This window comes from Micavibrio sp. TMED2 (assembly GCA_002168225.1).
In the GTDB taxonomy this organism is placed as follows: domain Bacteria; phylum Pseudomonadota; class Alphaproteobacteria; order TMED2; family TMED2; genus TMED2.
The window spans coordinates 1607537-1629479 of the sequence record NHBH01000001.1 but is presented as its reverse complement, the minus strand read 5'-3'; the positions used below and the strand labels follow the sequence as shown (position 1 = coordinate 1629479).

Annotated in this window: 21 protein-coding genes; 7 read left to right on the top strand and 14 right to left on the bottom strand. The window is 58.7% G+C overall.

Translation table 11 applies throughout. The features are described from left to right. Positions 1 to 27: 27 nt before the first annotated feature. The 10 genes from CBB62_07740 to CBB62_07695 form a co-directional block, all read right to left on the bottom strand. On the bottom strand, positions 28 to 1083 hold the full coding sequence (locus CBB62_07740; protein ID OUT42176.1) for a riboflavin biosynthesis protein RibD: 1056 nt from the start codon (positions 1081 to 1083) through the stop codon (positions 28 to 30). Positions 1084 to 1156: 73 nt separating this feature from the next. Next, positions 1157 to 1657, bottom strand: coding sequence for a transcriptional regulator NrdR (locus CBB62_07735; protein OUT42175.1), 501 nt, complete (start codon positions 1655 to 1657; stop codon positions 1157 to 1159). Positions 1658 to 1830: 173 nt separating this feature from the next. Then, complete coding sequence (glyA, locus tag CBB62_07730; GenBank protein ID OUT42700.1) at positions 1831 to 3111, bottom strand: serine hydroxymethyltransferase; 1281 nt, start codon at positions 3109 to 3111, stop codon at positions 1831 to 1833. A gap of 100 nt (positions 3112 to 3211) precedes the next feature. After that, entirely contained in the window at positions 3212 to 3637 is a 426-nt protein-coding gene (locus tag CBB62_07725) for a ribose 5-phosphate isomerase B (protein ID OUT42174.1), read from the bottom strand. Positions 3638 to 3777: 140 nt separating this feature from the next. Continuing rightward, the gene (locus tag CBB62_07720; protein ID OUT42173.1) at positions 3778 to 4092 is read right to left on the bottom strand and encodes a hypothetical protein; all 315 of its coding nucleotides are present in this window, start codon (positions 4090 to 4092) and stop codon (positions 3778 to 3780) included. Between the two features lie 170 nt (positions 4093 to 4262). Next, the gene (locus tag CBB62_07715) at positions 4263 to 4733 is read right to left on the bottom strand and encodes a MarR family transcriptional regulator (GenBank protein ID OUT42172.1); all 471 of its coding nucleotides are present in this window, start codon (positions 4731 to 4733) and stop codon (positions 4263 to 4265) included. A gap of 206 nt (positions 4734 to 4939) precedes the next feature. Beyond that, entirely contained in the window at positions 4940 to 5830 is an 891-nt protein-coding gene (locus CBB62_07710) for a 3-hydroxyisobutyrate dehydrogenase (protein OUT42171.1), read from the bottom strand. Positions 5831 to 5876: 46 nt separating this feature from the next. Next, entirely contained in the window at positions 5877 to 6962 is a 1086-nt protein-coding gene (locus CBB62_07705; protein OUT42170.1) for an enoyl-CoA hydratase, read from the bottom strand. Positions 6963 to 7030: 68 nt separating this feature from the next. After that, positions 7031 to 8188, bottom strand: a complete 1158-nt coding sequence (locus tag CBB62_07700) for an acyl-CoA dehydrogenase (protein OUT42169.1) — start codon at positions 8186 to 8188, stop codon at positions 7031 to 7033. A 99-nt stretch (positions 8189 to 8287) separates the two neighbouring features. Continuing rightward, on the bottom strand, positions 8288 to 8944 hold the full coding sequence (locus CBB62_07695) for a hypothetical protein (protein ID OUT42168.1): 657 nt from the start codon (positions 8942 to 8944) through the stop codon (positions 8288 to 8290). Positions 8945 to 9043: 99 nt separating this feature from the next. Here CBB62_07695 and CBB62_07690 point away from each other — a divergent pair, with 99 nt between their 5' ends. After that, a complete protein-coding gene (locus tag CBB62_07690; GenBank protein OUT42167.1) occupies positions 9044 to 10108 on the top strand; it encodes a delta-aminolevulinic acid dehydratase in 1065 nt (354 codons plus the stop codon). Here CBB62_07690 and CBB62_07685 read toward each other — a convergent pair. From CBB62_07685 to CBB62_07675, 3 genes are read right to left on the bottom strand one after another with little or no spacing between them, the layout of a single operon-like run. Continuing rightward, positions 10100 to 11113: a hypothetical protein gene (locus tag CBB62_07685; GenBank protein ID OUT42166.1), complete on the bottom strand. Its 1014-nt coding sequence runs from the start codon at positions 11111 to 11113 to the stop codon at positions 10100 to 10102. The two genes, CBB62_07690 and CBB62_07685, sit on opposite strands and share 9 nt — an antisense overlap. Positions 11114 to 11132: 19 nt before the next feature. Continuing rightward, positions 11133 to 11996 (bottom strand): hypothetical protein, encoded by an 864-nt coding sequence (locus tag CBB62_07680; protein OUT42165.1) that lies wholly within the window; start codon positions 11994 to 11996, stop codon positions 11133 to 11135. Positions 11997 to 11999: 3 nt separating this feature from the next. After that, positions 12000 to 13238 carry a hypothetical protein gene (locus CBB62_07675; GenBank protein OUT42164.1) on the bottom strand — a complete coding sequence of 413 codons (1239 nt, stop codon included), beginning with the start codon at positions 13236 to 13238 and terminating at the stop codon, positions 12000 to 12002. 56 nt (positions 13239 to 13294) lie between these two features. Here CBB62_07675 and CBB62_07670 point away from each other — a divergent pair, with 56 nt between their 5' ends. The 5 genes from CBB62_07670 to CBB62_07650 all read left to right on the top strand — a co-directional run bounded on the left by CBB62_07670 (position 13295) and on the right by CBB62_07650 (position 20258). Next, positions 13295 to 15805 (top strand): hypothetical protein, encoded by a 2511-nt coding sequence (locus CBB62_07670; GenBank protein ID OUT42163.1) that lies wholly within the window; start codon positions 13295 to 13297, stop codon positions 15803 to 15805. 20 nt (positions 15806 to 15825) lie between these two features. Then, positions 15826 to 17061 (top strand): threonine ammonia-lyase, encoded by a 1236-nt coding sequence (locus tag CBB62_07665; GenBank protein ID OUT42699.1) that lies wholly within the window; start codon positions 15826 to 15828, stop codon positions 17059 to 17061. Between the two features lie 285 nt (positions 17062 to 17346). Then, positions 17347 to 18210 (top strand): flagellar motor stator protein MotA, encoded by an 864-nt coding sequence (locus tag CBB62_07660; protein ID OUT42698.1) that lies wholly within the window; start codon positions 17347 to 17349, stop codon positions 18208 to 18210. A 32-nt stretch (positions 18211 to 18242) separates the two neighbouring features. Continuing rightward, on the top strand, positions 18243 to 19301 hold the full coding sequence (locus CBB62_07655; protein OUT42162.1) for a hypothetical protein: 1059 nt from the start codon (positions 18243 to 18245) through the stop codon (positions 19299 to 19301). Between the two features lie 153 nt (positions 19302 to 19454). Next, entirely contained in the window at positions 19455 to 20258 is an 804-nt protein-coding gene (locus CBB62_07650) for an arginyltransferase (protein OUT42161.1), read from the top strand. Here CBB62_07650 and CBB62_07645 read toward each other — a convergent pair. Continuing rightward, the gene (locus tag CBB62_07645; protein OUT42160.1) at positions 20172 to 20588 is read right to left on the bottom strand and encodes a hypothetical protein; all 417 of its coding nucleotides are present in this window, start codon (positions 20586 to 20588) and stop codon (positions 20172 to 20174) included. The two genes, CBB62_07650 and CBB62_07645, sit on opposite strands and share 87 nt — an antisense overlap. 230 nt (positions 20589 to 20818) lie before the next feature. Between CBB62_07645 and CBB62_07640 the strand changes: the two genes are divergently transcribed. Next, positions 20819 to 21928, top strand: coding sequence for an ABC transporter substrate-binding protein (locus CBB62_07640; GenBank protein ID OUT42159.1), 1110 nt, complete (start codon positions 20819 to 20821; stop codon positions 21926 to 21928). The last annotated feature ends 15 nt before the right edge of the window (positions 21929 to 21943 follow it).

Sequence of the window (21943 nt, the reverse complement as noted above, 5' to 3'; positions counted from 1 at the left end):
GGTATGCGGATGGCGTATCCGCATCTGTTAGATATGCACATAGCGTTCCCAGCAATCCCTGCCAAGGGTATGGATCGCCTCGCGTCGAAACTTGTTGCTGTCCTCGAGGTCATCGAGATCAAGCGGCGCAATGGCGGGACGGCCATCGGCACCAATAATCCGGCTGCTGCGGAACCACTCGATCCGGTCCACCAGTGAATGCCGAAGGAACGATCCGGCCACCTGTCCGCCGCCCTCGATCAGTACCCGGGTCAGCCCCTTTTCCCCCAGAGCCCTGGCGATGGTAAGCGGTTTCATATCTGCCGGGTTGATGATCTCGGCACCGCATTCGGCCCATGTCTCCGCCGCCATACCGGCATTGAGGGTCACAACCCAGACCGGCAGTTCCGATGCGGTTTCCGCCAGCCGGGAAGTGGCCGGGACGGCAAGTTCGGTATCGAGCAAGATGCGCACGGGCGACTGTCCTGAGAGACCCGGCAGGCGTACCGTTAGCATGGGATCATCGGTCAGGGCAGTGCCCTTGCCAACCAGAATGCCGTCATGGCTGGCGCGCAGGGCATGGCCCATGGCGCGGGCTTCCGGGTCGGTGATCCACTGACTGGCACCACTGGCGAGCGCGATACGACCATCGGCACTGGTCGCGGTCTTGAGCGTGAATAGCGGCCTGCCCTCACGCACCCGCAGGAAAAAACCCTGCAGATCGGCAGCAGCAGCCTCGGCACCGATGCCGAGTACGACCTCAACCCCGGCGGATTGCAGCTTGTCGATCCCGCGCCCGTCAACCCGTGGGTCGGGATCATCACAGGCGATGACAACCCGGCGCACACCCGCCACCAACAGGGCATCGGCACAGGGTGGTGTCTGGCCATAATGGGCGCAGGGCTCAAGGGTGACATAGGCCGTACCGCCACGCGCCCGCTCCCCCGCCTGCCCCAGCGCCACCACCTCGGCATGGGGCCGACCGCCCGGTCGGGTGGTACCGCGACCGACAATCATGCCGTTATTGACGATAACGCAACCGACAGCGGGATTGGGCCAGCAATGGCCGAGACCGCGCTTGCCCAGCGCTATGGCGATCGCCATAAACCGCAGGTCCTCGGAATGGGTTGCTTGGACTGAAATAGCGCTGACTCCAGCGTCTGTTATTTTTCTTCTGTTATTTCTTCTTGGTGGACTTCTTCTTGCCCGGCAGCGGCAGTTCGGACGGATCGCGACCGATTTCCTCAAGGAACTCGTTGAAGTCTGCCGCTTCCCGGAAGTCCTTATAGACCGAAGCATAGCGCACATAGGCAACCGGATCGAGTTCAGCGAGGGATTCCATCACCACCTCACCGATCTGATTGGCATGAACCTCGTTGTCGCCACTGGACTCAAGGCGGCGCACGATGGAATTGACCATGCGCTCCAGCTGTTCCTCACTGATCGGACGTTTGCGGAGGGCGATCTGCATCGAGCGCAGGATCTTGTCCCGGTCAAACGGCTCGCGCTTGCCTTCTGATTTCAGCACCACGAGGTCGCGCAGCTGTACCCGCTCGAATGTCGTGAAACGGGCAGCGCATTGCGGACAGAACCGCCGCCGACGGATCGAGGTGTTATCCTCGGTCGGGCGTGAATCCTTAACCTGGGTGTCCTGATTCCCGCAGAATGGGCAGCGCATGGGTACTCAACAATTAGTGGTCTCGTTAGTCGACACCATGCATATATAGCGCTTTAATGACGCAAAACGCATCATTAAAACTACGCGAAATGCGTATAAATGATGCAAAACACGCTGATTCTGCGCGAATTACATCACCCAAAAGGCCGAAATAAGACCCCAAATGTATATTTTTAGTCAGCGTAGATCGGGAAACGATCACAGAGTTCGCGCACTTCCGCCGCGACTTTCTGCTCGACCGCACCATTGTTCTCGGCACCGTTTTCTTTCAGGCCGTCGAGAACCTCGATGATCAGTTCGCCGACCTTCTTGAACTCGGCAGCGCCAAAGCCGCGGGAGGTTGCCGCCGGGGTGCCGAGACGGACACCGGAAGTAACGAACGGCTTTTCGGGGTCGTACGGGACAGAGTTCTTGTTACAGGTCAGACCCGCACGCTCCAGAGCCTCTTCCACGATATTGCCGGTCAGGCCTTTCGGGCGGAGATCGACGAGAATCATGTGGCTGTCGGTACCGTTGGAGACGATGTCGACACCGCCTGCCTCGAGGGTACCAGCGAGAACCCGGGCATTTTCCAGAACCTGTTTGATATAGGTTTTGAACTCGGGCTGGAGCGCTTCACCGAACGCAACCGCCTTGGCCGCGATGACGTGCATCAGCGGGCCGCCCTGCAGGCCGGGGAATACGGCAGAATTGATCTTCTTGCCGAGATCGGCGTCATTGGACAGGATCACACCACCGCGTGGACCACGCAGGGTCTTGTGGGTGGTGGTAGTGACGATATGGGCGTGTGGCAGCGGTGATGGATACTCACCAACGGCAACCAGACCGGCATAATGCGCCATATCCGCATGCAGATAGGCACCGACGCTGTCAGCGATCTTGCGGAAGCGTTCCCAGTCGATCACCCGTGGATAGGCAGAAGCACCGGCGATGATCAGCTTTGGCTTGTGCTCGGTCGCCAGTTCCTGAATTTCATCATAGTCAAGCAGGCCATCCTGACGACGCACGCCGTACTGGACTGCATTGAACCACTTGCCGGACTGGTTCGGGGCAGAACCGTGGGTCAGGTGACCACCGGATGCCAATGACATGCCGAGAATGGTTTCGCCCGGCTGAACCAGCGCCATCATGACCGCCTGGTTGGCCTGTGCGCCGGAATGCGGCTGGACATTGGCAAAGCTGCAATCGAACAGCTTGCAGATACGCTCCTGCGCCAACTTCTCGGCGACATCAACGAACTCGCAACCACCGTAATAGCGCTTGTCCGGGTAGCCCTCGGCATATTTGTTGGTCATAACCGAGCCTTGGGCTTCCATCACCGCCTTGGAGACGATGTTTTCAGAAGCGATCAGCTCTATCGAATGCTGCTGGCGGGCCAGCTCGTCCTTGATGGACTTGAAAATTTCCGGGTCGCGCGCGGCAAGGTCCTGATCGAAGAAACCTTCATGGTGCATGTTATGGGATGCGACATTGGTGTTGGTTGCTGCGTTTGACATCAGGCCTGTTCCCTATCTTGTCTGTGTAACTCTGTTCAGTCCGGCACGGGGTGAAATATCAGCCGAGTTTTGCAACCCGGCGGTCATGTCTGCCGCCTTCATAGGCAGTGTTCAGAAAAGTAACAACACAATCCTTGGCGGTTTCCACGCCGATCAGCCGTGCACCGAGCGCCAGAACATTGGCGTCGTTGTGCTGGCGGCTCAGGCGCGCCATCAATCCATCGCCACAAAGGGCGGCGCGCACACCGGCAATCCGGTTGGCAGCAATCGAGATACCGATACCCGAACCGCAGATGGCAATCCCGCGTTCAGCCGTGCCATCGGCAACTGCCTCACCCAGCTTTTTACCATAGTCGGGATAATCAACCGAAGCGCCCTCATGGGTACCGAGATCAAGCGCCTCATGCCCCAGTTCCTTGAGATAGGCAACGACTTCCTGTTTCAGGTCGTAACCTGCGTGATCCGACGCGACGGCAACTTTCATTGCAATGGTACTCCGGGCAGCAAATGTTTCGTGTGGGGCGGACAATACGCATCCGGGGCACCAAGGGCAATCGCCGGAAGCGTCGCACCAGCCCTGCAAGGATCACAAACGCGACAAATGCCTGCCGGATCACGACAGGATCATGATCCCTCGCCCAGCTTCTTGCGCAGGACAAAGCGCAGTTTTGCCAGCGCCAGCTGCTGTAATTCAAATTCGCTCGCTTGCGCGGACCCGACTGCCGATACCTCGGTCAGTGTCGGCACATGCATCGCTGAAATCTGGGTAAAGGCACCACGAGTCGCGTGCTCGAAGATAATTTCGTCATTGGGGCCGATAATATCGCCCTCGGGCCGCGCGTGCTGACGCTTGCCCTGCCGGGACCGGGAAGCGCCCTGCTGTCCGGCTGCCGATTTGGCCTTCGGTGAGGTACTGCCCGGCAATGTCACCGGCACCATTTGTCCAAGCAAAGACGCCTGCTGGTAGGCATTCAGATGCGTACCGGCAGGCGCTGTATTCTGTTTTGGCCTATTTGGCTTTTGCTGGTCGTCGTCGCGTGCCATGCGCTCGATCTGCCCTCTGGTCGCAAACCAATATCGCAAGTCAGGCGCGGCACCCGCACCCGGCTTTAGGCGGGAACCTGATTGAGAGGTGAGTAACCGACCTGACCGGTCAGGAAACGCTCCAGATTCTTCAGGGCGTCATTGACGTCCTTCAGCTTCTCGAGGTCGAGGCCGGAATTCTCGACATTGGCGATATGACGCTCAAACACTTCGTTCATCAGGGTGCGGATCGCATGCCCCTTCTCCGAAAGCTTGACCCGGATAGAGCGGCGGTCATGTACGGAACGCTCCTGAACCAGATAGCCATTCTCAACCATCTTCTTGAGGTTGTAGGAAACGTTCGAGCCGAGATAATAGCCCCGTGCGGTCAACTCGCCGACAGTCAGTTCATCCTGTCCGATGTTGTACAGGATCAGCGACTGGACGTTGTTGATGTCCTGAATACCGGCACGCTCGAGTTCAATCTTGAGAACATCGAGAAATTGTCGGTGCAGACGTTCAACGAGCGTGATGCACTCAAAATAGGGGTGCTGCACGGTAACCTCCTCATAGACTGAACAGTAGCGAGCCAGTTATCTCATGATCCGTAGCACATCAATGAGATGGCATTGCCACATTTAACGGGACCGGCAGTTTCGCGCCCTAATTCAAGCCGATTATCAGCCGATCCGACCCTTTGCGCCCAATAGCAGCGCCAGAACCAAACATATCCCCTCTACATCAACGTTTTTCGACTGAATCGTCAAGCGCCACGCAACATCTTTAGTATTGACGAGAAATCCAGTGCGCCGTTGCCACCGTTTACATGCATGGCATACATGGCCGTGGTTTCCGCCCCGAGCGGCGTTACAGCGCCGGTTACAGCGGCTGCCTGCTGGGCAAGGCGCAAATCCTTGAGCATCATCGCCGTGGTGAAACCGGGCTTGTAACCATTACAGGATGGCGTGCCCTCGAGCACATCCGGGTATGGGCAATAGGTGGTCAGGGACCAGCACTGGCCGGATGAGGTTGAACTGACCTCATAGAGTTTCTCCGGATCGAGTCCCAGCTTGTCGGCAAGGGCGAAGGCCTCACAGACCGAGAGCATCTGGATGCCGAGCATCATATTGTTGCAGATCTTGGCCGCCTGCCCGTTCCCGGCCCCGCCGGTATGCACCACCTTCTTGCCCATGGTGTTCAGGATCGGCTCGGCGCGTTTGAATGCCTCGTCATCACCGCCGACCATAAAGGTTAGGGTTGCCGCCTCGGCGCCAACGACGCCGCCCGAGACCGGCGCATCAAGCATTGGTAAACCGGCGGTTTCCGCCGCCCCGGCCACCGCCCGCGCGCTCGCCACATCAATGGTCGAGCAATCAATCAGCAGGGTACCGGCCTGACACGCCTTCATCACCCCGCCATCACCGAGGTAAACATCGGTAACATGATCGCCTGCCGGCAGCATGGTGATGACCACCTCGGACGCCATGGCAGCAGCGGAAGCGCTCTCCGCCCGCTTGCCACCGGCGGCCTCAAGCGCAGCGAGCGCATCGGCGGACATATCGAAACCGGTAACGCTGTATCCCTTGGCCAGCAGGTTCTTGGCCATGGGCAGCCCCATATTGCCGAGACCGATAAAGGCGATAGCTGTACTCATGAATGTTCCCTCGGATTTTATTATTGGCGGTTTTGAAAACGGGTAATCAGAAACTCAAATCCTCGTCACCCAGCGGCTCGAAATGTCGTGCCACCAGATCGTCACTGACCCCGGCAACCGTGGCCGGTTCCCATGACGGGCTGTGATCCTTGTCGATCAGCACCGCACGGATGCCCTCATAGAAATCATGCCCGGCCATACAGGCCTGGGTCATGCGGTATTCCATCACCAGACAGCTTTCGAGATCGAGCGCCACGCCGCGGTTCAGCTGCTCGAAAGCCACCTTCATGCTGGTCGGTGAGCGCTTGCTCATTGTCTCCAGCGTTTCCTTCGCCCAGTCACCGGTCATGCTGGTCAGCTCGGCCATGATCTCCTCGACCGAACCGGCACCGAAGGCCTGATCGATGGTATCCTGCAGCGCTTCCAGCTTGCCATCCTCGGGCGTAGCGCTGAATTGCGCGATGATGCCATCGACAAAGGCCCGCTCATTGCCGGTGACCGCCTGTGACCAGTCAGCGCTCGCCAACGCATCGACCAGCGCAGACATATCGCCGGACGCAATATAATGGGTGGCAATACCGGCATAGAGGCCATCGGCAGCGCCCAGACGATCCCCGGTCAGCGCCAGATAGATGCCGGTCTCACCCGGACAGCGGGCGAGCACATAGGTAGCACCAACATCGGGAAACAGGCCGATTGCCGTCTCCGGCATGGCCAGCATGGTTTTCTCGGTCGCGACCCGGTGCGAACCATGGACCGAAAGCCCGACCCCACCACCCATGGTGATCCCGTCGATCAGCGCGATATAGGGTTTTGGAAAGCGATAGATCATCCGGTTGAGCTGATACTCCTCGCGGAAGAAATCCTTGGTCATCTGACCATCGCCCTCACCTGACTTCGCAGCCATGCCGTCCTGATATACCGATTTGACATCGCCACCGGCACAGAAGGCCTTCTCCCCCGCCCCCTGAATCACCACCGCACTGATACTGTCATCATCAGCCCATTGCTGCAGTTTTGACGTCATCTCACGGATCATCGGCAGGTTGAGGGCATTCAGCGCCTTGGGACGGTTCAGGGTAATGACGCCTAACGGCCCGCGTTGTTCAAACAGGATTTCAGCTTCTGACATGGAAAAATCTTTATCGGTGGAGAGTAGAAAATCGGATGCCCGCAATGTTCACGACAATGCAGGCCAGATCAAGCGGCCTTCATGTCGCTCAGCAATCGCCGGGCGATAATCAGGCGCATGATTTCATTGGTACCTTCAAGGATCTGATGCACCCGCACATCGCGCAGATAGCGCTCGATGCCGTATGCCCGGATATAGCCGTAACCGCCATGGATTTGCAGCGCCTCGTTACAAACCTTGAACGCCGTGTCGGTGGCAAAGCGCTTGGCCATGGCGCAATATTGCGTCGCCTCCGGGTGGCTGCGGTCGAGATACTGCGCCGCCTTGTGCAGCAGCAGCCGTGCTGCCTCAAGTTCTGTCGCCATATCCGCCAGCTTGAATTGCAGCGACTGGAACTCGGCGATCTTGCGCCCGAACTGGGTGCGCTGCTGGGCATAATCAATCGCAAGATCGAGACATTTTTGCGCGCCGCCGAGGGAACAGGCTGCAATATTGAGCCGTCCGCCATCAAGCCCCTTCATGGCGATTTTAAAGCCATCGCCCTCTTCGCCGAGCCGGTTGGCAACCGGCACCCGGCAATCCTCGAAAATTACGGCAGCGGTCGGTTGCGAGTTCCAGCCGAGTTTCTTCTCCTTCTGACCAAAGCCAAGCCCCGGCGTGTCCTTTTCGATCACCAGACAGGAGATACCCTTCGGCCCGTTCTCGCCCGTGCGCACCATAGCGACATAGACATCGGATATGGAACCGCCGGAGATAAAAGCCTTGGAACCGTTGAGCACATAATGATCGCCATCGCGTACCGCCCGGGTCTTGAGCGAGGCTGCATCCGACCCCGCCCCCGGTTCTGTCAGGCAATAGCTGGCAAAATGCTCCATGGAGAACAGCTTCGGCAGATAGCGGCTGCGCTGCTGGCCATTGCCGAAACTGTCGATCATCCAGGCAGCCATATTGTGAATGGAGAGATAGGCCGAGGTGGAGACGCAACCGGTGGACAGTTCCTCGAAAATCACCGCCGCGTCGTGACGGGTCAAACCAGTGCCGCCGAACTCTTCCTGACAATAGATACCGGCAAGGCCGAGCGTTGCCGCCTCACGCAGGGTATCGACCGGGAAGATTTCCTGCTCGTCCCACTCGGCGGCATTAGGGGCCAGTGACGCATCGGCAAAACTGCGCGCCATGTCCTGAAACTGCACCTGATCTTCTGACAAATCGAATGCCGTCGACATGCCGCTTCCTCCATGTTTTATCTTTTGCCTGTATAGAACAGCGTCACTGGCCACCACGCAATGGCAATCAGTGACGCGCCGCAACAGGATCGTGGAATATCAGGGTCTTGCGGGGTAACTGATCGGACCACAGGCAATGATCACCTGCCCGACCTCGGTCTTCTGTTTGATGATCAGCGAGTGACCATAGAGCTGGGCAACCGCAATCAGTGGCGCGTAGCTGATCTGGGTTGCCTGCCCATGCTGGTTGACCACGATATCCGGCAGATCACCGAGCGCCAGCCTCACTTCCTCACGGCTGTAGTCAGGGGCCAGCGGCACGTCATCAGCAGTAAATTCTATCTGCGGATCATCATTCAACTGCTGAAGAAACGCGGTATTGGACGCCGCCAGACGGGTTGCCCGGGCAGGCGAATTCACCGCCATCTCCCCCCGCTCCCCGCGGTCATCATAGACACCGCTGGTCACCGGGTTGAGATGGCCCGCCGCCGCGCTATCGACGGCGTCACAATCAGGGACCGGGCGTACCACGAGCATATGGTCGCCGGGCGGCAGGTTCTTCAGCAACGGGTCGATGCTGACCCCGCCACCGGCAATGTCGGTCATGACGATGCGGCCGATCCCATCCGGGCTGTCGAGCAGGGTCATCTGAATGACCGCACGGTCCGCCGCCTCGGCAGCAACGCCGATGCCGAGGGCAAGAACCCCGGTGAAGCAGGCCGCAAGGGCGCGCTGGATATGCCTGATACCGCTCATGCGTCAAAGAATAACAAGAACTGATAATTGCCGAAACAGCCCGGTCGCTATAGGGTCACGAAAATTCAGTTTCAAAACAGGCCAGCACGGACGCTTCCCATGAGCAATATTTCCGATTTTCCCAAGCCAAGCGCAGAACCAGCCGGCAAGGCAAACCAGGACCGTACCGGCCAAACCGGCTATCCGCGCACCCGGATGCGCCGCAACCGTCATGACGCCTGGCAACGGGCGATGGTCGCGGAAAACCGCCTGACCACCGATGATCTGATCTGGCCGGTCTTCATCCTCGATGGTGATGATCGTGAGGAAGCCATCGACGCCATGCCCGGCATAAGCCGCTATTCCATCGACCGTCTGGTCGATCAGGTCGGCGCTGCCGGTGAACTCGGCATCCCGGCGGTTGCCCTGTTCCCGGTCACACCACCGGATTTGCGCAGCGCCGATGGCCGTGAATCCTACAATCCCGACAGCCTCGCCTGCCGTGCGACGCGCGAGCTGAAGCGTCAGGTGCCCGATGTCGGCGTGATCTGCGATGTCGCCCTCGACCCGTTCACCACCCATGGTCATGACGGCATTCTCGATGAGAACGCGCGTATCCTGAATGACGAAACCATCGACATTCTGTGCAAACAGGCGCTGGCACAGGCCCACGCCGGGGTTGATGTTATCGCCCCGTCCGACATGATGGATGGCCGTATCGGTGCCATTCGTGATGCCCTCGACAATGATGGTCTGGAGCATGTGCGGATCATGTCCTATTCGGCAAAATATGCCTCATGCTTCTATGGTCCGTTCCGGGCGGCACTGCAATCCGACGGCTACCTGAAGGGCGACAAGAAAACCTATCAGATGGACCCGGCCAATACCGATGAAGCCATCCGCGAAACCGCCCTCGATATTGAGGAAGGCGCGGATATGGTCATGGTCAAGCCGGGCATGCCCTATCTCGACGTTATCCGCCGGATCAAGGACCGGTTCGCCATGCCGACCTTCGCCTATCAGGTCAGCGGCGAATACGCGATGATGAAGGCAGCGGTACAGAACGGCTGGCTCGACAATGATAAGGCCGTGCTGGAATCCCTGCTCTGCTTCAAACGCGCCGGTGCCGACGGCATCCTCACCTATGCCGCCGTCGAAGCCGCCAAGCTGCTGAAATCAGGCTAGGTCGGCGAGATTGTCGAGAAACAGCTCGGCCATCTGCAGGTGCCACGGGCCGGTTTTGCCGTGAAAGCCGCAATGACCGCCGCTACGGGCAATCAGCGGGGTCAGGTAACGCTGGTTCCGCGACCAGTCGAACAGGTGATACGGCTCTGACGGCACCCATGGGTCATTATCCGCCGTAATCGCCAGTGTCGGCACCCGGATATCATCCATATAGCGATTGGCCGAGTTGACCGTATAGTACTGCCGCGCCCCGTCCCAGCCATTGAGCGGCCCCGTGAATTTCTCATCGAAATCATAGGTATCCTTGGCGCTTATCGCCGCCGCCCGTGCCCAGTCCGGCAGCGGTCGCTCCGGATCGGCGCATTGGCGCTTCATCCGCTGCAGCAGCCAGCGGTGATAGAAGTGATTGCGCGGTTTCAGGAATTGGTACGAGGTAGCAAACAGGTCGATCGGCGCGCAGATGCTGACCACCGCTTTCAGCCATAACGGTGGCTCGTCACCATATTCCCCGGCCAGTTTCAGGCTTGCATTGCCACCAAGGGAAGAGCCGATCACGACGATCCCCTGCGCACTGAACTCTTCGGCCAGCCGGTTCAGGACACAGCGCAGATCATCACTGCGCCCGGCATGATAGAAGCCCTTGCACAGGCTGGCGGTTGGCCCGGCACCGCGCTGGTTGAGCCGCAGAACCGGATAGCCGCGCTCGATGAAATACCGGGCCGCCACAATGACGTCGGGACTGCCGTCGCAACCGGTCAGGCCATGGACCAGAAAGATCAATGGCTTGTCGCCCTGCCCCTCATGCAGTTGCCCGATCAGGATATCGCCACTGCCATCATCCATGGGAAAGCGAATGCTGCGCGCGGGCGCATCAATCAGCGGCGTGATGCGGCTTTCGCGGAAGGAATTGCGCAAGGTCTGGAGATCACCGCCCAGCCACGGGAATTCAGCCTGAAACGGGGTAAAGCCGAGCCGGTTACGTCTGCGTTCCAGAGTGTCGAACATGGGGATATGGGCAGTCGAGTTACGGGTCCAGCCAGTCGCAGACAAGCATCACCTGATCGCGCGCCATCAGCGCCGGGGCATGACCGCAACCGGCGATCTCGGCCACACGTGTCTTGGGACCGCGCCGGGCCATTTCCTGTGCAACAACGGCGGGCAGCAGGTCACTTTCGGCACCTCTGATCACCAGCGTTTTAGCCTTGATGGCATCCCAGACCGGCCAGAGGACAATATCCTCGATAATCGGCTCCACGAAGGCATCGGTAATATTCGGGTCATAGGCGAGCCGGTACTGCCCACCCTCCAGCCGCGCACCGTATTTAGCCAGATGCTGCCACTGTGCGTCGGTCAGCGGCCCGAAAGGCGCATGGACCTTGCGCAGATAGGCCTCGACCTCTTCCAGAGAGGCAAATACCGGCTTGCGGCCGACATATTCACCAATCCGGCTCAGCGCCGCCGCCGGGATGAGCGGGCCAACATCATTGATCACCAGCCGGTTGATGGCGCTGTTTGGCACCGAGGCGAGGCCCATGCCGATCAGGCCACCCATGGATGTGCCGACCCAGTCCAGTTGACTGATGCCAAGTGTCAGGATCAGCCCGGCCATATGCTGGGCATAGTTCGGATTGTTGTATTCCAGCGGATTGTGCAGCCAGCCGCTCTCCCCCCGCCCGGCAATATCGGGACAGATCACCCGGTGCCCGCGATCGGTCAGCGCCTTGGCCAGCACGTCGAAATCCCTCGCGTTGCGGGTCAGGCCGTGCACACAGAAAACAGTATTCAGTTCCTTGCTGCCACGAATATCCGGTAGCCACTCATGATAGACCTGCCGGAACGGTTCTGACGGGCTTGGCAGCGTCAGTTCATGTCGTTGATAAACCGCCATAGATTATTCGGCAGCCTGGATCGGCAGGGTCAGTGGGCCGGTATCGGCATTCTCCCAAACGCCTTCGCGTACCCGGACAACCTTGGTCTTGTGGAAGCCGTTGAATTCGGTCCGCAGCGCCATGGTATAGGCACCGGCCTGACCGATCTCGATCCAGTCCCCCTCGGCAATGTCTTCGGGCAGGTAGAATGGTCCCTCCATAACATCGCAGCTGTCACAGGTCGGGCCATAAAACCGGAACGGCGTCCAGCCGCGCACCGGATCGGCATCGAGGCGCAGGCAGCGCATGGCCGGGGTCAGCCCCTCAAACCGCAGGTCGGACAGCCCGCCATACATGCCATCATTGAGATAAAGCGAATTGCCCCGACGCATCTTCACCCGGACCACCAGCGAAGCACCGCTGGCGACCAGCCCCCGCCCCGGCTCGCACCAGAGTTCGGCTTCCTTCGACCAGTCATAGCTGTCAAAGGCCTGTTTGATCGCCTTGGCATAGTCGGCAAACGGCACCGGATCGAGGCCCATATAGGCGACAGGGAAACCACCACCCACATCAACGACCGCCGGTTTGACGCCACCGGCCTTTTTCAGCACCTCATCGGTCAATTCAAGCGCGCGGGCAAAGGCCAAAGGCTCCATACATTGCGAGCCCACATGGAAGGCAATACCGGTCTTGTGACCAAGCCGGTCAATCTCTCGCAGCAGTTCAGCGGCTTCATCAACCGTCGCACCGAACTTGCCGCCAAGGTCATAGACCGCCGCACCGCGCGCCGTGGCGAGCCGCACCATCAGCATGGTATCGGTGGCACCGCCGGTTTCCTGACGGATCTTGGTCAGCTCATCCATATGGTCGAGAACGAAGGTGCGCACACCATGGGTGTAATAGGCTTCATAGATCGCGCTGCGCGCCTTGACCGGATGCATGAAGAACGAGCCGACACCCCGCCCGAACAATTCCCGTACCTTGCGAATTTCACCGATCGAGGCGGTATCGAAATCCACAATGCCACCGGCATGGAGCGGTTCGAGGAATGATGCCTCATGGTTGCATTTGACGGCATACAGCACGCGACCGGGGAAATGGTTGCGGAAATTCTCCGCGGTTTCACGCAGGACGTGGGAGCGCAGGCAGATCACCGGATCATCGGGACGCAGGGTACGCACCATCTCATTGGCATCGGCAAAGGTTTGTGGTGGCACCACGGGGCGTGGCAGTGGTTGGATACCACTCATGATCAACTCCATCCCGTAAAAGAAATCCGGTTCATGCGCTATCATCAGCGCGCTTAACATGACTATATATGTGCTATGACAAAAGCGCCAAACCCGTGGCGCATTTAGCCCCAATCCAGCCCCATTTGATGTTTCACCGTTTCCTGACCTCTATCCTCTGGTTTATCGCCGCAATTCTGGTGCTTATCGTCATCGCCGTGCCCGGCATCTATGTCTGGCTGAGCCTTGAAAAGCCCAAAACCGACGGCGAAATCATGACCGGGGAAGTGCTTGAGGCACCGGTGCGAGTCGTGCGGGATGAGTATGGTATCCCGCATATTTTCGCCGAGAGCATGGATGACGCCTATGTGGCGCTCGGTTATGTCCATGCGCAGGACCGTTTGTTCCAGATGGAAATGCAGCGCCGTGCCGGTCAGGGGCGGCTGTCGGAACTGCTCGGCCGGTTGACCCTGCAGGTCGACCGCATGATGCGCACATTCGATTTCTACCGTAACGCCAAGGCCGATTACGAACAGGGCAGCACCGCGGCCAAACGGGCGGCCCAGCGCTATGCCGACGGGGTCAATCTCTATCTGACCACAAGCGATGATCCGCCACCAGTGGAGTTCCGCCTGCTCGGCCTGATGCAGGGCAGTATTCGTCCGCATGAACCCGAACCATGGCAACCGGCGGACAGCGTGGTTTGGGGCAAGCTGATGGGGCTGCAGCTCTCGGGCAATATGTATGACGAGATCATGCGCGCCTTGCTCGCCACCGAACTCAGCGCCGAGGAAATCGCCAATCTCACCCTGTTCGACCAGAGCAACGGTTCCATCACCCTGAGCGCCGTCGATTACCTGAAAAGCACCGCGATAGACTGGGCCGGGCTCGATGCCGCGATACCGCGCCTCGGGCCGAACCGCGCCTCCAATGTCTGGGCAATCGATGGCCGACATACCGCCAGTGGCAAGCCGATCCTCGCCAATGACCCGCATCTGGGTCTGGCAGCCCCGATCCTCTGGTATCTGGCCCGGATCGAGACGCCGGAACTGACCATCACCGGTGCTACCGCTCCCGGCGTGCCGTTCCACATTCTGGGGCACAACGATGAGGCCGCATGGGGCTTCACCACCACCGGCGGTGATGTCATGGACCTGTTCATCGAACAGGGAAATCCGGACGACCCGGACCGCTACCTGACCGAAACCGGTGATGAGGCGTTTGAGTACCGGGTTGAGGAAATCAGCATCGGCAAGCATGGCGACAGCGTGCCGTTTATCGTGCGCCAGACCCGGCACGGGCCGGTGATCAGCGATCTCGACGACCGGCTTGGCGCACTAACCGAGGACGGCAAATTTGTCAGCCTCCGCACCACGCTGACGGAACCGGACGATACCAGTTGGGAGGCGATCTATCACCTCAACCGGGCCCGCAACTGGGATGACTTCATCAAGGCCATGTCCGGGTTCAAGAGCGGGCAGCAGAATGCCGTCTTTGCCAATACTGCTGGCGATATCGGGCTGTTTGCCCCGGCCCGCATCCCGATCCGGGCAGTTGGCGATGGCACGGTGCCGCTCGATGGCCGAATGACAGCGCCGAACTGGAAGGGCTGGATACCGGTCGACAGTTTGCCACGGGTGCATAACCCGGATGACGGCATGATCGTGAACGCCAATAATCGCCTGACGCCGCCCGACTACCCCTATCACATCACCAATGACTGGGAGCCGGATTACCGCGCCCGCCGGATTGAGGAATGGCTGCACAACAATGCCATCGCCAAACCTGCAGATCACGCCGCCCTGATGACCGACACCCAATCCATGGCCGCCCGCGACATGCTGAAAATCCTGAACAGCATCGAGGGTGAAACCGCCATGCAGCGGCAAGTCCTGCAGCGGCTTAAATCATGGGATGGACGCATGGACCGGGATCGCCCGGAACCACTGATCTTCGCCACATGGCTGCGGGAAATGACGATTGTTCTGCTCTCCGACGAACTCGGGCGTCAGGCGGCCCTGCTGCCGAGCAGCGACCCGCGCCTGATCGAGCGGATCATCAGCAATGACCAGCACTGGTGCGACGACATCAATACCCAGCCGTTCAGCGAAAGCTGTGAACAGGCCGTGCTCAACGGGCTGAGCCGGGCGCTGGGTATTCTGATCGAGCGCTATGGCTATAACTGGCAGGCTTGGCGCTGGGGTACGGCGCACAAGGCACCGCTCGCCCATCAACTGCTTGGCCGCCTGCCGATGATCGGTGGGCTGTTTCGGCAGGATGTGGAGATGGATGGCGGTAATTATACCGTCCTGCGGGCTGCCGGGCGCGCTGGCGATGCCGGTGAATATCCGGTGACCCATGGGGCCGGTTACCGCGCTGTCTATGATCTGGCCAATCTCGATGACAGCCTGATGATGATTGCAACCGGACAGTCCGGGCGGCCGTTTTCATCGCGGTTCGACAGCTTTGTCGCACAATGGCAGGCTGGACAATTCATTCAAATACCGCGATTTACTGCAGATGCGGCAGATGATGTGAGCGGTGCCGCCATACTAACATTCAGCCCACAAGCCAGCAGCCAACAACAGGCAACCCAGTGATGGATACCCGAACCACCGACATGCTGCCCCCGACCCTTGCCGATATCGAGGCGGCGGCTGATCGCCTTGACGGCCATGTGCTAAAGACACCGACCATTGAGTTGCGAGGCCTCAGCGATCATCTGGGCTGCACCGTAATCGCCAAGCTGGAAAACCTCCAGCGCACCTCCTCGTTCAAAGAGCGCGGCGCTTTGAACAAACTCCAGCAACTCACTGATGAACAAGCAAAAGCAGGCGTCATTGCGATGTCTGCTGGCAACCATGCCCAGGGGGTCGCCTATCATGCCGCCAAGCTCGGCATCGCGGCCACCATTGTCATGCCGCAGGACACGCCCTTCACCAAGGTTACCCGCACCAAATCCTTCGGCGCAGAGGTGATCCTGCACGGCGAGACCCTGACCCAGGCCACGCAGTTTGCCCGTGAGAAGGCAGCCAGCGATGCCCTCACCTTCGTCCACCCGTTCGACGATCCCGATGTGATTGCCGGTCAAGGCACCATTGCGCTTGAGATGCTGGCAGCGCTCGACGAACCGCTTGATGCCATGATCGTCCCGATCGGCGGCGGCGGGTTGCTGTCCGGCATGGCGATCGCCACCCGTGCCCTGCAGCCGGGCATTGAGCTTGTCGGCGTGCAGAGCGCCGAGTTCCCGAGCATGAAACAAGTGCTGAACAACGAACCGGTGGTTACCGGCACCGGCTCTCTCGCCGAAGGGATTGCGGTCAAGGAACCGGGCCTCCTGACCCGCAAGATCATCGCACAGCATGTTGATAATATTGAAATAGTTCCAGACAGCCTGATCGAGCGTGCGATCTATGATCTTTCCCAGCGCGCCAAGCTGGTGGCCGAGGGCGCAGGCGCTGCCGGCCTCGCAGCATTGATGGCCAATCGCAAAAAATATGCCGGCAAGCGGGTCGGGCTGGTGATCTGTGGCGGCAATATCGATGACCGGCTGTATTCCAACCTGCTGCTGCGCGGCATGGTCAATGAACAGAAGATCATCCAGCTGCGAATTGCCCTGCCCGACCGCCCCGGCGCACTGGCGGCGATCTCGACCGTGATCGGCAATGCCGGTGGCAATATCGTCGAGGTCCAGCACCAGCGGTTGTTCAATGTCGTCTCGGTCAAATCCACCACTATCGACATTGTGATGGAGACCCGCGGGCCGCTTCACGCCAAACAGATCGTTGAAACCCTGCAAAAACAAGGCTTTCCGGTCGAACGACTGGCGGAGCCCAAGACCGAAGCCAATCCCTGATCGGCAATAACATGGTCATAATTATCTGCTACACTTGCACATGGTTGTGACCAATGGAACATCGGGCTGGCGACGCATATATTTGCACTGGCGTCAGGCGCATAATCGGGCAATAGTCCGTGTGGTATATAGTGCACTGCAAGACAGTTTATGTGCAGGATAATCAGCATGATAGTGCCTGCATCATTAACTCCAGTTAAACTTGAGAACAGATGAAATCATTGTCGATTGCATAAAGCAAACGCTTGGTTTCAAGACATTTTCGCGGCAAATGAGAAGGCAATCATGCTGGTAATTGTTGGATGGATCACGGTCGTAATCTGTACCCTTGGCGGCTATGTCGCACTGGGCGGACACCTTGGCGTTCTGTGGCAACCATTTGAGCTGGTTATTATTTTCGGCTCCGGCTGTGGTGCCTATATCGTCGCAAACAACAAGACGATCCTCAAGGCCACGGGCCGAGAGGTGAAAACCAATTTCAAGGGTGCGCGCTACAACAAGGATTCATATCTCGAGCTGCTGTCCATGCTCTATGCCGTTTTCCGTCAGGCCAAGACCAAGGGCTGGCTGTCACTGGAGCAGCATATCGAGAACCCGCATGAGAGCGAGCTGTTCCAGCAATTCCCTAATTTCTATAACGACCATCATGCCGTCACATTCCTCTGTGACTATCTGCGCATCATCTCCATGGGCTCGGACAATGCCTTCGAAATCGAAGCGCTGATGGATGAGGAACTGGAAACCCACCATGCGGAACTGCATCAGGTGTCCGGTGCTATGCAGACCATGGCCGATGGCCTGCCCGCGCTCGGTATCGTTGCTGCGGTTCTGGGCGTGATCAAAACCATGGGCTCAATCACCGAGCCGCCGGAAGTTCTCGGTAAACTGATCGGTGGTGCGCTGGTCGGTACCTTCCTCGGGGTTTGGCTGGCCTACGGCTTCATCGGTCCGCTGGCGAGCTCGCTGAAGATACGGCACGAGAATGAAGGCAAGTATTATCAGGCGATAAAGGTTGCGCTACTGGCCAACCTGCAGGGATATGCCCCTGCCCTGTCGGTTGAGTTTGCCCGCAAGACCCTGTTCTCGGATGTTCGTCCATCCTTCGCCGAGGTCGAGGAAGCCACTGCAGCGGTTGCCACCCCTGCCTAATCCACATCTGACGCAACAACGGGATACGCGGCGTGAGTAACGATATTGCTCCCATTATTGTAAAGAAGGTCAAGAAAGGTGGTCACGACCACCATGGCGGCGCCTGGAAGGTTGCCTATGCCGACTTCGTGACCGCAATGATGGCGTTCTTCCTGTTGCTCTGGCTGCTCAACGTCACCACCGCCGAACAGAAACAGGCGATTGCCTTCTATTTCGACCCGTTCAGCGTCTCCAATTCTAACAGCGGCAGCGGCGGTATTCTGGGCGGCCAGTCCATGCTCGCCCCCGGTGCCTCCATTTCCACAACCACCGCGCCGGGCACGGAAACAGCCATTCCAACGGCCAATACCTCGGGCGATGATCGCGGTAATGACGCCTCTTCAAGCCGGGATGTGGTGCGCGATGGCGGCTTCTCCGATCTCGACGGCGGTGAAATGCTGAGCGTCGAGGAAATCCGCGAATACAACGATGTTGCCCAGCAACTCTTCGCCGCTCTGGCTGCGCAGGACATGCTCGATGAGGCCAAGGAAAACCTGATTGTCGAGCAGACCACCGAGGGCCTGCGCATTCAGATCGTCGACAGTGAACGCCGCGCCATGTTCGAGCCGGGCGGTATCGAGCCACTGCCTTTCGTCCGTGAGATACTGACCAATATCGTCGCTGCCATCGCCGACCTCGACAACAAGGTCGATATCAGCGGTCATACCGATGCCTCGGCACTGACCTCGCTGCGCGGTGTGCCCTATGACAACTGGGATCTGTCCGCTGACCGGGCCAATGCCGCCCGCCGAGTGATGCAGGAAGCCGGGCTTGATACCGAGCGCCTGTCCCGTGTGGTTGGCAAGGCATCAAGCGATCCGCTGCTGCCGGACATGCCCCTGGCCCCGGCCAATCGCCGAATCAGCATGGTTCTGCTGCGTGATCAGGACAAACGCCCGCAGCCCGGCGTTGCCTCGGCCAGCAATCCACAGGCAAATGATCCGAATTATCGCCGGATCGTCCCGGTACCGGAAGCGATCACCCCGCTACCCTCAACCGGTGTGGTTGACCCGAACAGCAGCCGCCAGCTTGAAGATCTGGTTGCTCCCTGACAGCCACCTGATGCCGTTCATGGATATTGATTGCGGATATTCAGGAGCATCGACAAAGCGGATTTGCTGTCATACCATTTTTGTCATGACTGATTATGGGAACAGCACCCGACCCGATACCGCTCATCCGTCCTGTACCGATGGGGCCTGCCCATGTCGCTGATTGATCGCCCGCAACAACCGCTGCTGCAATTTTTCCGCTCCGGCGCCCTGCCCTGCCCGTATATTGAAGGGCAGATTGAGCGCAAGCTGTTTGCCCGATTGAGTGCCACCAACGCCGTGGCCATCAACGCCTCACTGACCCAGGCCGGATTCCGGCGCTCCCACGACATTATCTATCGGCCGGTCTGTCCGTCATGCAGCGCCTGTATTCCAGTCCGGATACCGACCCGCGACTACAAGCCGACCCGCTCCATGCGCCGTATTCTCAACCGTAACGAGGATCTGACCTGGACGTTGGTGCCGGCAACGGCAACGGTCGAGCAATATGAGTTGTTCACCGCCTATCAGAATGCCCGCCATACCGACAGCGACATGGCCCGGATGGGCCTCAGCGACTATGTCGCGATGATCGATGAGGGCCGCGCCAATACCGAACTGCTTGAGGCCCGCACCAAATGCGGCAGGCTGATCGGTGCCATGCTGGTAGATCGCCTGCCCGACGGCTTCTCGGCGGTCTACAGCTTCTTTGACCCGGATGATGATACCCGCAGCCTCGGCAATTACCTGATCCTGTGCCTGATTGATCTGGCGCAGAATGACAATCTCGACTTCATCTATCTTGGCTACTGGATCGAGAATTCGAGTAAGATGGCCTACAAAACCCGGTTCCGGCCACTGGAAGCACTCGGCCCCAATGGCTGGCACGAACTAGGCGATGATGACGGCAATCAGCAGATAGAGGGCAGTAACAAAGCTGACGATAGCGGTCAGCATGACACCACTCATACGGACTAGCAGAAACTTGCGATTGCCCTTGGCATGAGAGCCGCCGAGGGATGAAAACGCAATGATATGAAGCGCCCGGGCAATCAGAAACAGGCAGGCTAGTACCGCAACCGGGATCGTCGAGCCGACGACCAACTCAAGCAGCGCCAGCGTTATCACATAAATCGGACCGTTTTCGGCAAGGTTGCCGTGGCGGCGTACGATCCGTTCCATATCAATGTCATTGTCACCGATCCCGACCCCGATACGCTTGCGGCGGCGCTGTATGCCGATGCCAAGCATCAGAAGCTGTTGCACAATCAAAAGAATGGATGCGGTAACCGCAGCAATAATCGGCATGTTTTCCGGCCTTGTTGTTATGAAACCCGTGAATTTACCGGCAAGGCTTACGCGCTCACCGGTTTATTTGGCAAGAGATGTGAACAAGATAACGGTTTCCATTGATCCAGAAACAATCCCGTCTATACTCTGACCCGTCTTAAAAACGCTGCCAAACCAATATGTTGCGCTGCAACAGGCAGTAAAATGACCATGTGTTCATCATGGTCGACTTCAAGGGAGAGTTAACGATGGAACGTCGTAAGTTTATCAAGGGAGCCGGTGTGGCCGGCGTCGCTGCAGGCGCAGTCGCCGCATCCAGCTTCCCGAAACCCGCTATCTCGCAAGGCCGCAAAGAATGGAGCATGGTCACCACCTGGCCAAAGAACTTCCCTGGCCTCGGCACCGGTGCGGAAATCGTTGCTGACTACATTACCCGTATGTCCGGTGGTCGTCTGAGCGTCAAAGTCTATGGCGCTGGTGAGATCGTTCCGGCCTTTGAATCCATCGACGCGGTCGGCTCCGGCACCGTCGAAATGGGCCACGGCGCCCCTTACTACTGGAAAGGCAAGGTTCCGGCTTCCCAGTACCTCGCTGCTATGCCATTCGGTATGACCGCGCAGGAACAGAACGCCTGGTATCAATATGGCGGTGGTCAGGAAATCGCCGATGAAATCTATGCGGAAATGAACTGCAAGTTCTTCCCGTCAGGCAACACCGGCGTCCAGATGGGCGGCTGGTTCAACAAGGAAATCAACGGCGTCGACGACTTCAAGGGTCTGAAAATGCGCATGCCCGGCCTCGGCGGCGAGGTTATCAAGGCAGCCGGTGCGACCGTTGTAAACCTGCCGGGCGGTGAACTGCTTGCGGCCATGCAGACCGGTGCCATCGACGCGATGGAATGGGTCGGCCCGTATAACGACCTTGCCTTCGGCATCTACAAGGTTGCCAAGTACTACTACTATCCCGGCTGGCATGAGCCCGCCACCACGCTGGAAAACTTCATCAACCTCGATGCGTGGAACAGCCTTGATGATGAATTGAAAACAATCGTTCAAGCAGCCAATACAGTCGCCAACCAGCTCGTGCTGAGCGAATTTATGGCCCGCAACAACGACAGCCTGCAAAAGCTGGTCAATGAGCACAATGTTGATGTCCGTCCATATCCTGACGATCTGCTGCAGGAACTGGGCCGCATCTCCGGTGAGCTGATGACCGAGTTCATGAGCCAGGATCCGCTGTCCAAGAAGGTCGGCACCAGCATCGTGAACTTCCGTAAAGGTGCCCTCGAGTGGACCAAGCTGTCCGAGCAGACCTTTACCGCTGCACGGTCACTGCCATTCAAATACGTTCAGCTCTAAGAGCGACAGCACAAG

Excerpts from the sequence above, each read along its gene's own strand:
- CBB62_07740 (OUT42176.1), bottom strand. The coding sequence starts at position 1,083 with ATGGCGATCGCCATAGCGCTGGGCAAGCGCGGTCTCGGCCATTGCTGG.
- CBB62_07735 (OUT42175.1), bottom strand. The coding sequence starts at position 1,657 with ATGCGCTGCCCATTCTGCGGGAATCAGGACACCCAGGTTAAGGATTCA.
- glyA (OUT42700.1), bottom strand. The coding sequence starts at position 3,111 with ATGCACCATGAAGGTTTCTTCGATCAGGACCTTGCCGCGCGCGACCCG.
- CBB62_07725 (OUT42174.1), bottom strand. The coding sequence starts at position 3,637 with ATGAAAGTTGCCGTCGCGTCGGATCACGCAGGTTACGACCTGAAACAG.
- CBB62_07720 (OUT42173.1), bottom strand. The coding sequence starts at position 4,092 with ATGGTGCCGGTGACATTGCCGGGCAGTACCTCACCGAAGGCCAAATCG.
- CBB62_07710 (OUT42171.1), bottom strand. The coding sequence starts at position 5,830 with ATGAGTACAGCTATCGCCTTTATCGGTCTCGGCAATATGGGGCTGCCC.
- CBB62_07705 (OUT42170.1), bottom strand. The coding sequence starts at position 6,962 with ATGTCAGAAGCTGAAATCCTGTTTGAACAACGCGGGCCGTTAGGCGTC.
- CBB62_07700 (OUT42169.1), bottom strand. The coding sequence starts at position 8,188 with ATGTCGACGGCATTCGATTTGTCAGAAGATCAGGTGCAGTTTCAGGAC.
- CBB62_07695 (OUT42168.1), bottom strand. The coding sequence starts at position 8,944 with ATGAGCGGTATCAGGCATATCCAGCGCGCCCTTGCGGCCTGCTTCACC.
- CBB62_07690 (OUT42167.1), top strand. The coding sequence starts at position 9,044 with ATGAGCAATATTTCCGATTTTCCCAAGCCAAGCGCAGAACCAGCCGGC.
- CBB62_07685 (OUT42166.1), bottom strand. The coding sequence starts at position 11,113 with ATGTTCGACACTCTGGAACGCAGACGTAACCGGCTCGGCTTTACCCCG.
- CBB62_07680 (OUT42165.1), bottom strand. The coding sequence starts at position 11,996 with ATGGCGGTTTATCAACGACATGAACTGACGCTGCCAAGCCCGTCAGAA.
- CBB62_07675 (OUT42164.1), bottom strand. The coding sequence starts at position 13,238 with ATGGAGTTGATCATGAGTGGTATCCAACCACTGCCACGCCCCGTGGTG.
- CBB62_07670 (OUT42163.1), top strand. The coding sequence starts at position 13,295 with ATGTGCTATGACAAAAGCGCCAAACCCGTGGCGCATTTAGCCCCAATC.
- CBB62_07665 (OUT42699.1), top strand. The coding sequence starts at position 15,826 with ATGCTGCCCCCGACCCTTGCCGATATCGAGGCGGCGGCTGATCGCCTT.
- CBB62_07660 (OUT42698.1), top strand. The coding sequence starts at position 17,347 with ATGCTGGTAATTGTTGGATGGATCACGGTCGTAATCTGTACCCTTGGC.
- CBB62_07650 (OUT42161.1), top strand. The coding sequence starts at position 19,455 with ATGTCGCTGATTGATCGCCCGCAACAACCGCTGCTGCAATTTTTCCGC.
- CBB62_07645 (OUT42160.1), bottom strand. The coding sequence starts at position 20,588 with ATGCCGATTATTGCTGCGGTTACCGCATCCATTCTTTTGATTGTGCAA.
- CBB62_07640 (OUT42159.1), top strand. The coding sequence starts at position 20,819 with ATGGAACGTCGTAAGTTTATCAAGGGAGCCGGTGTGGCCGGCGTCGCT.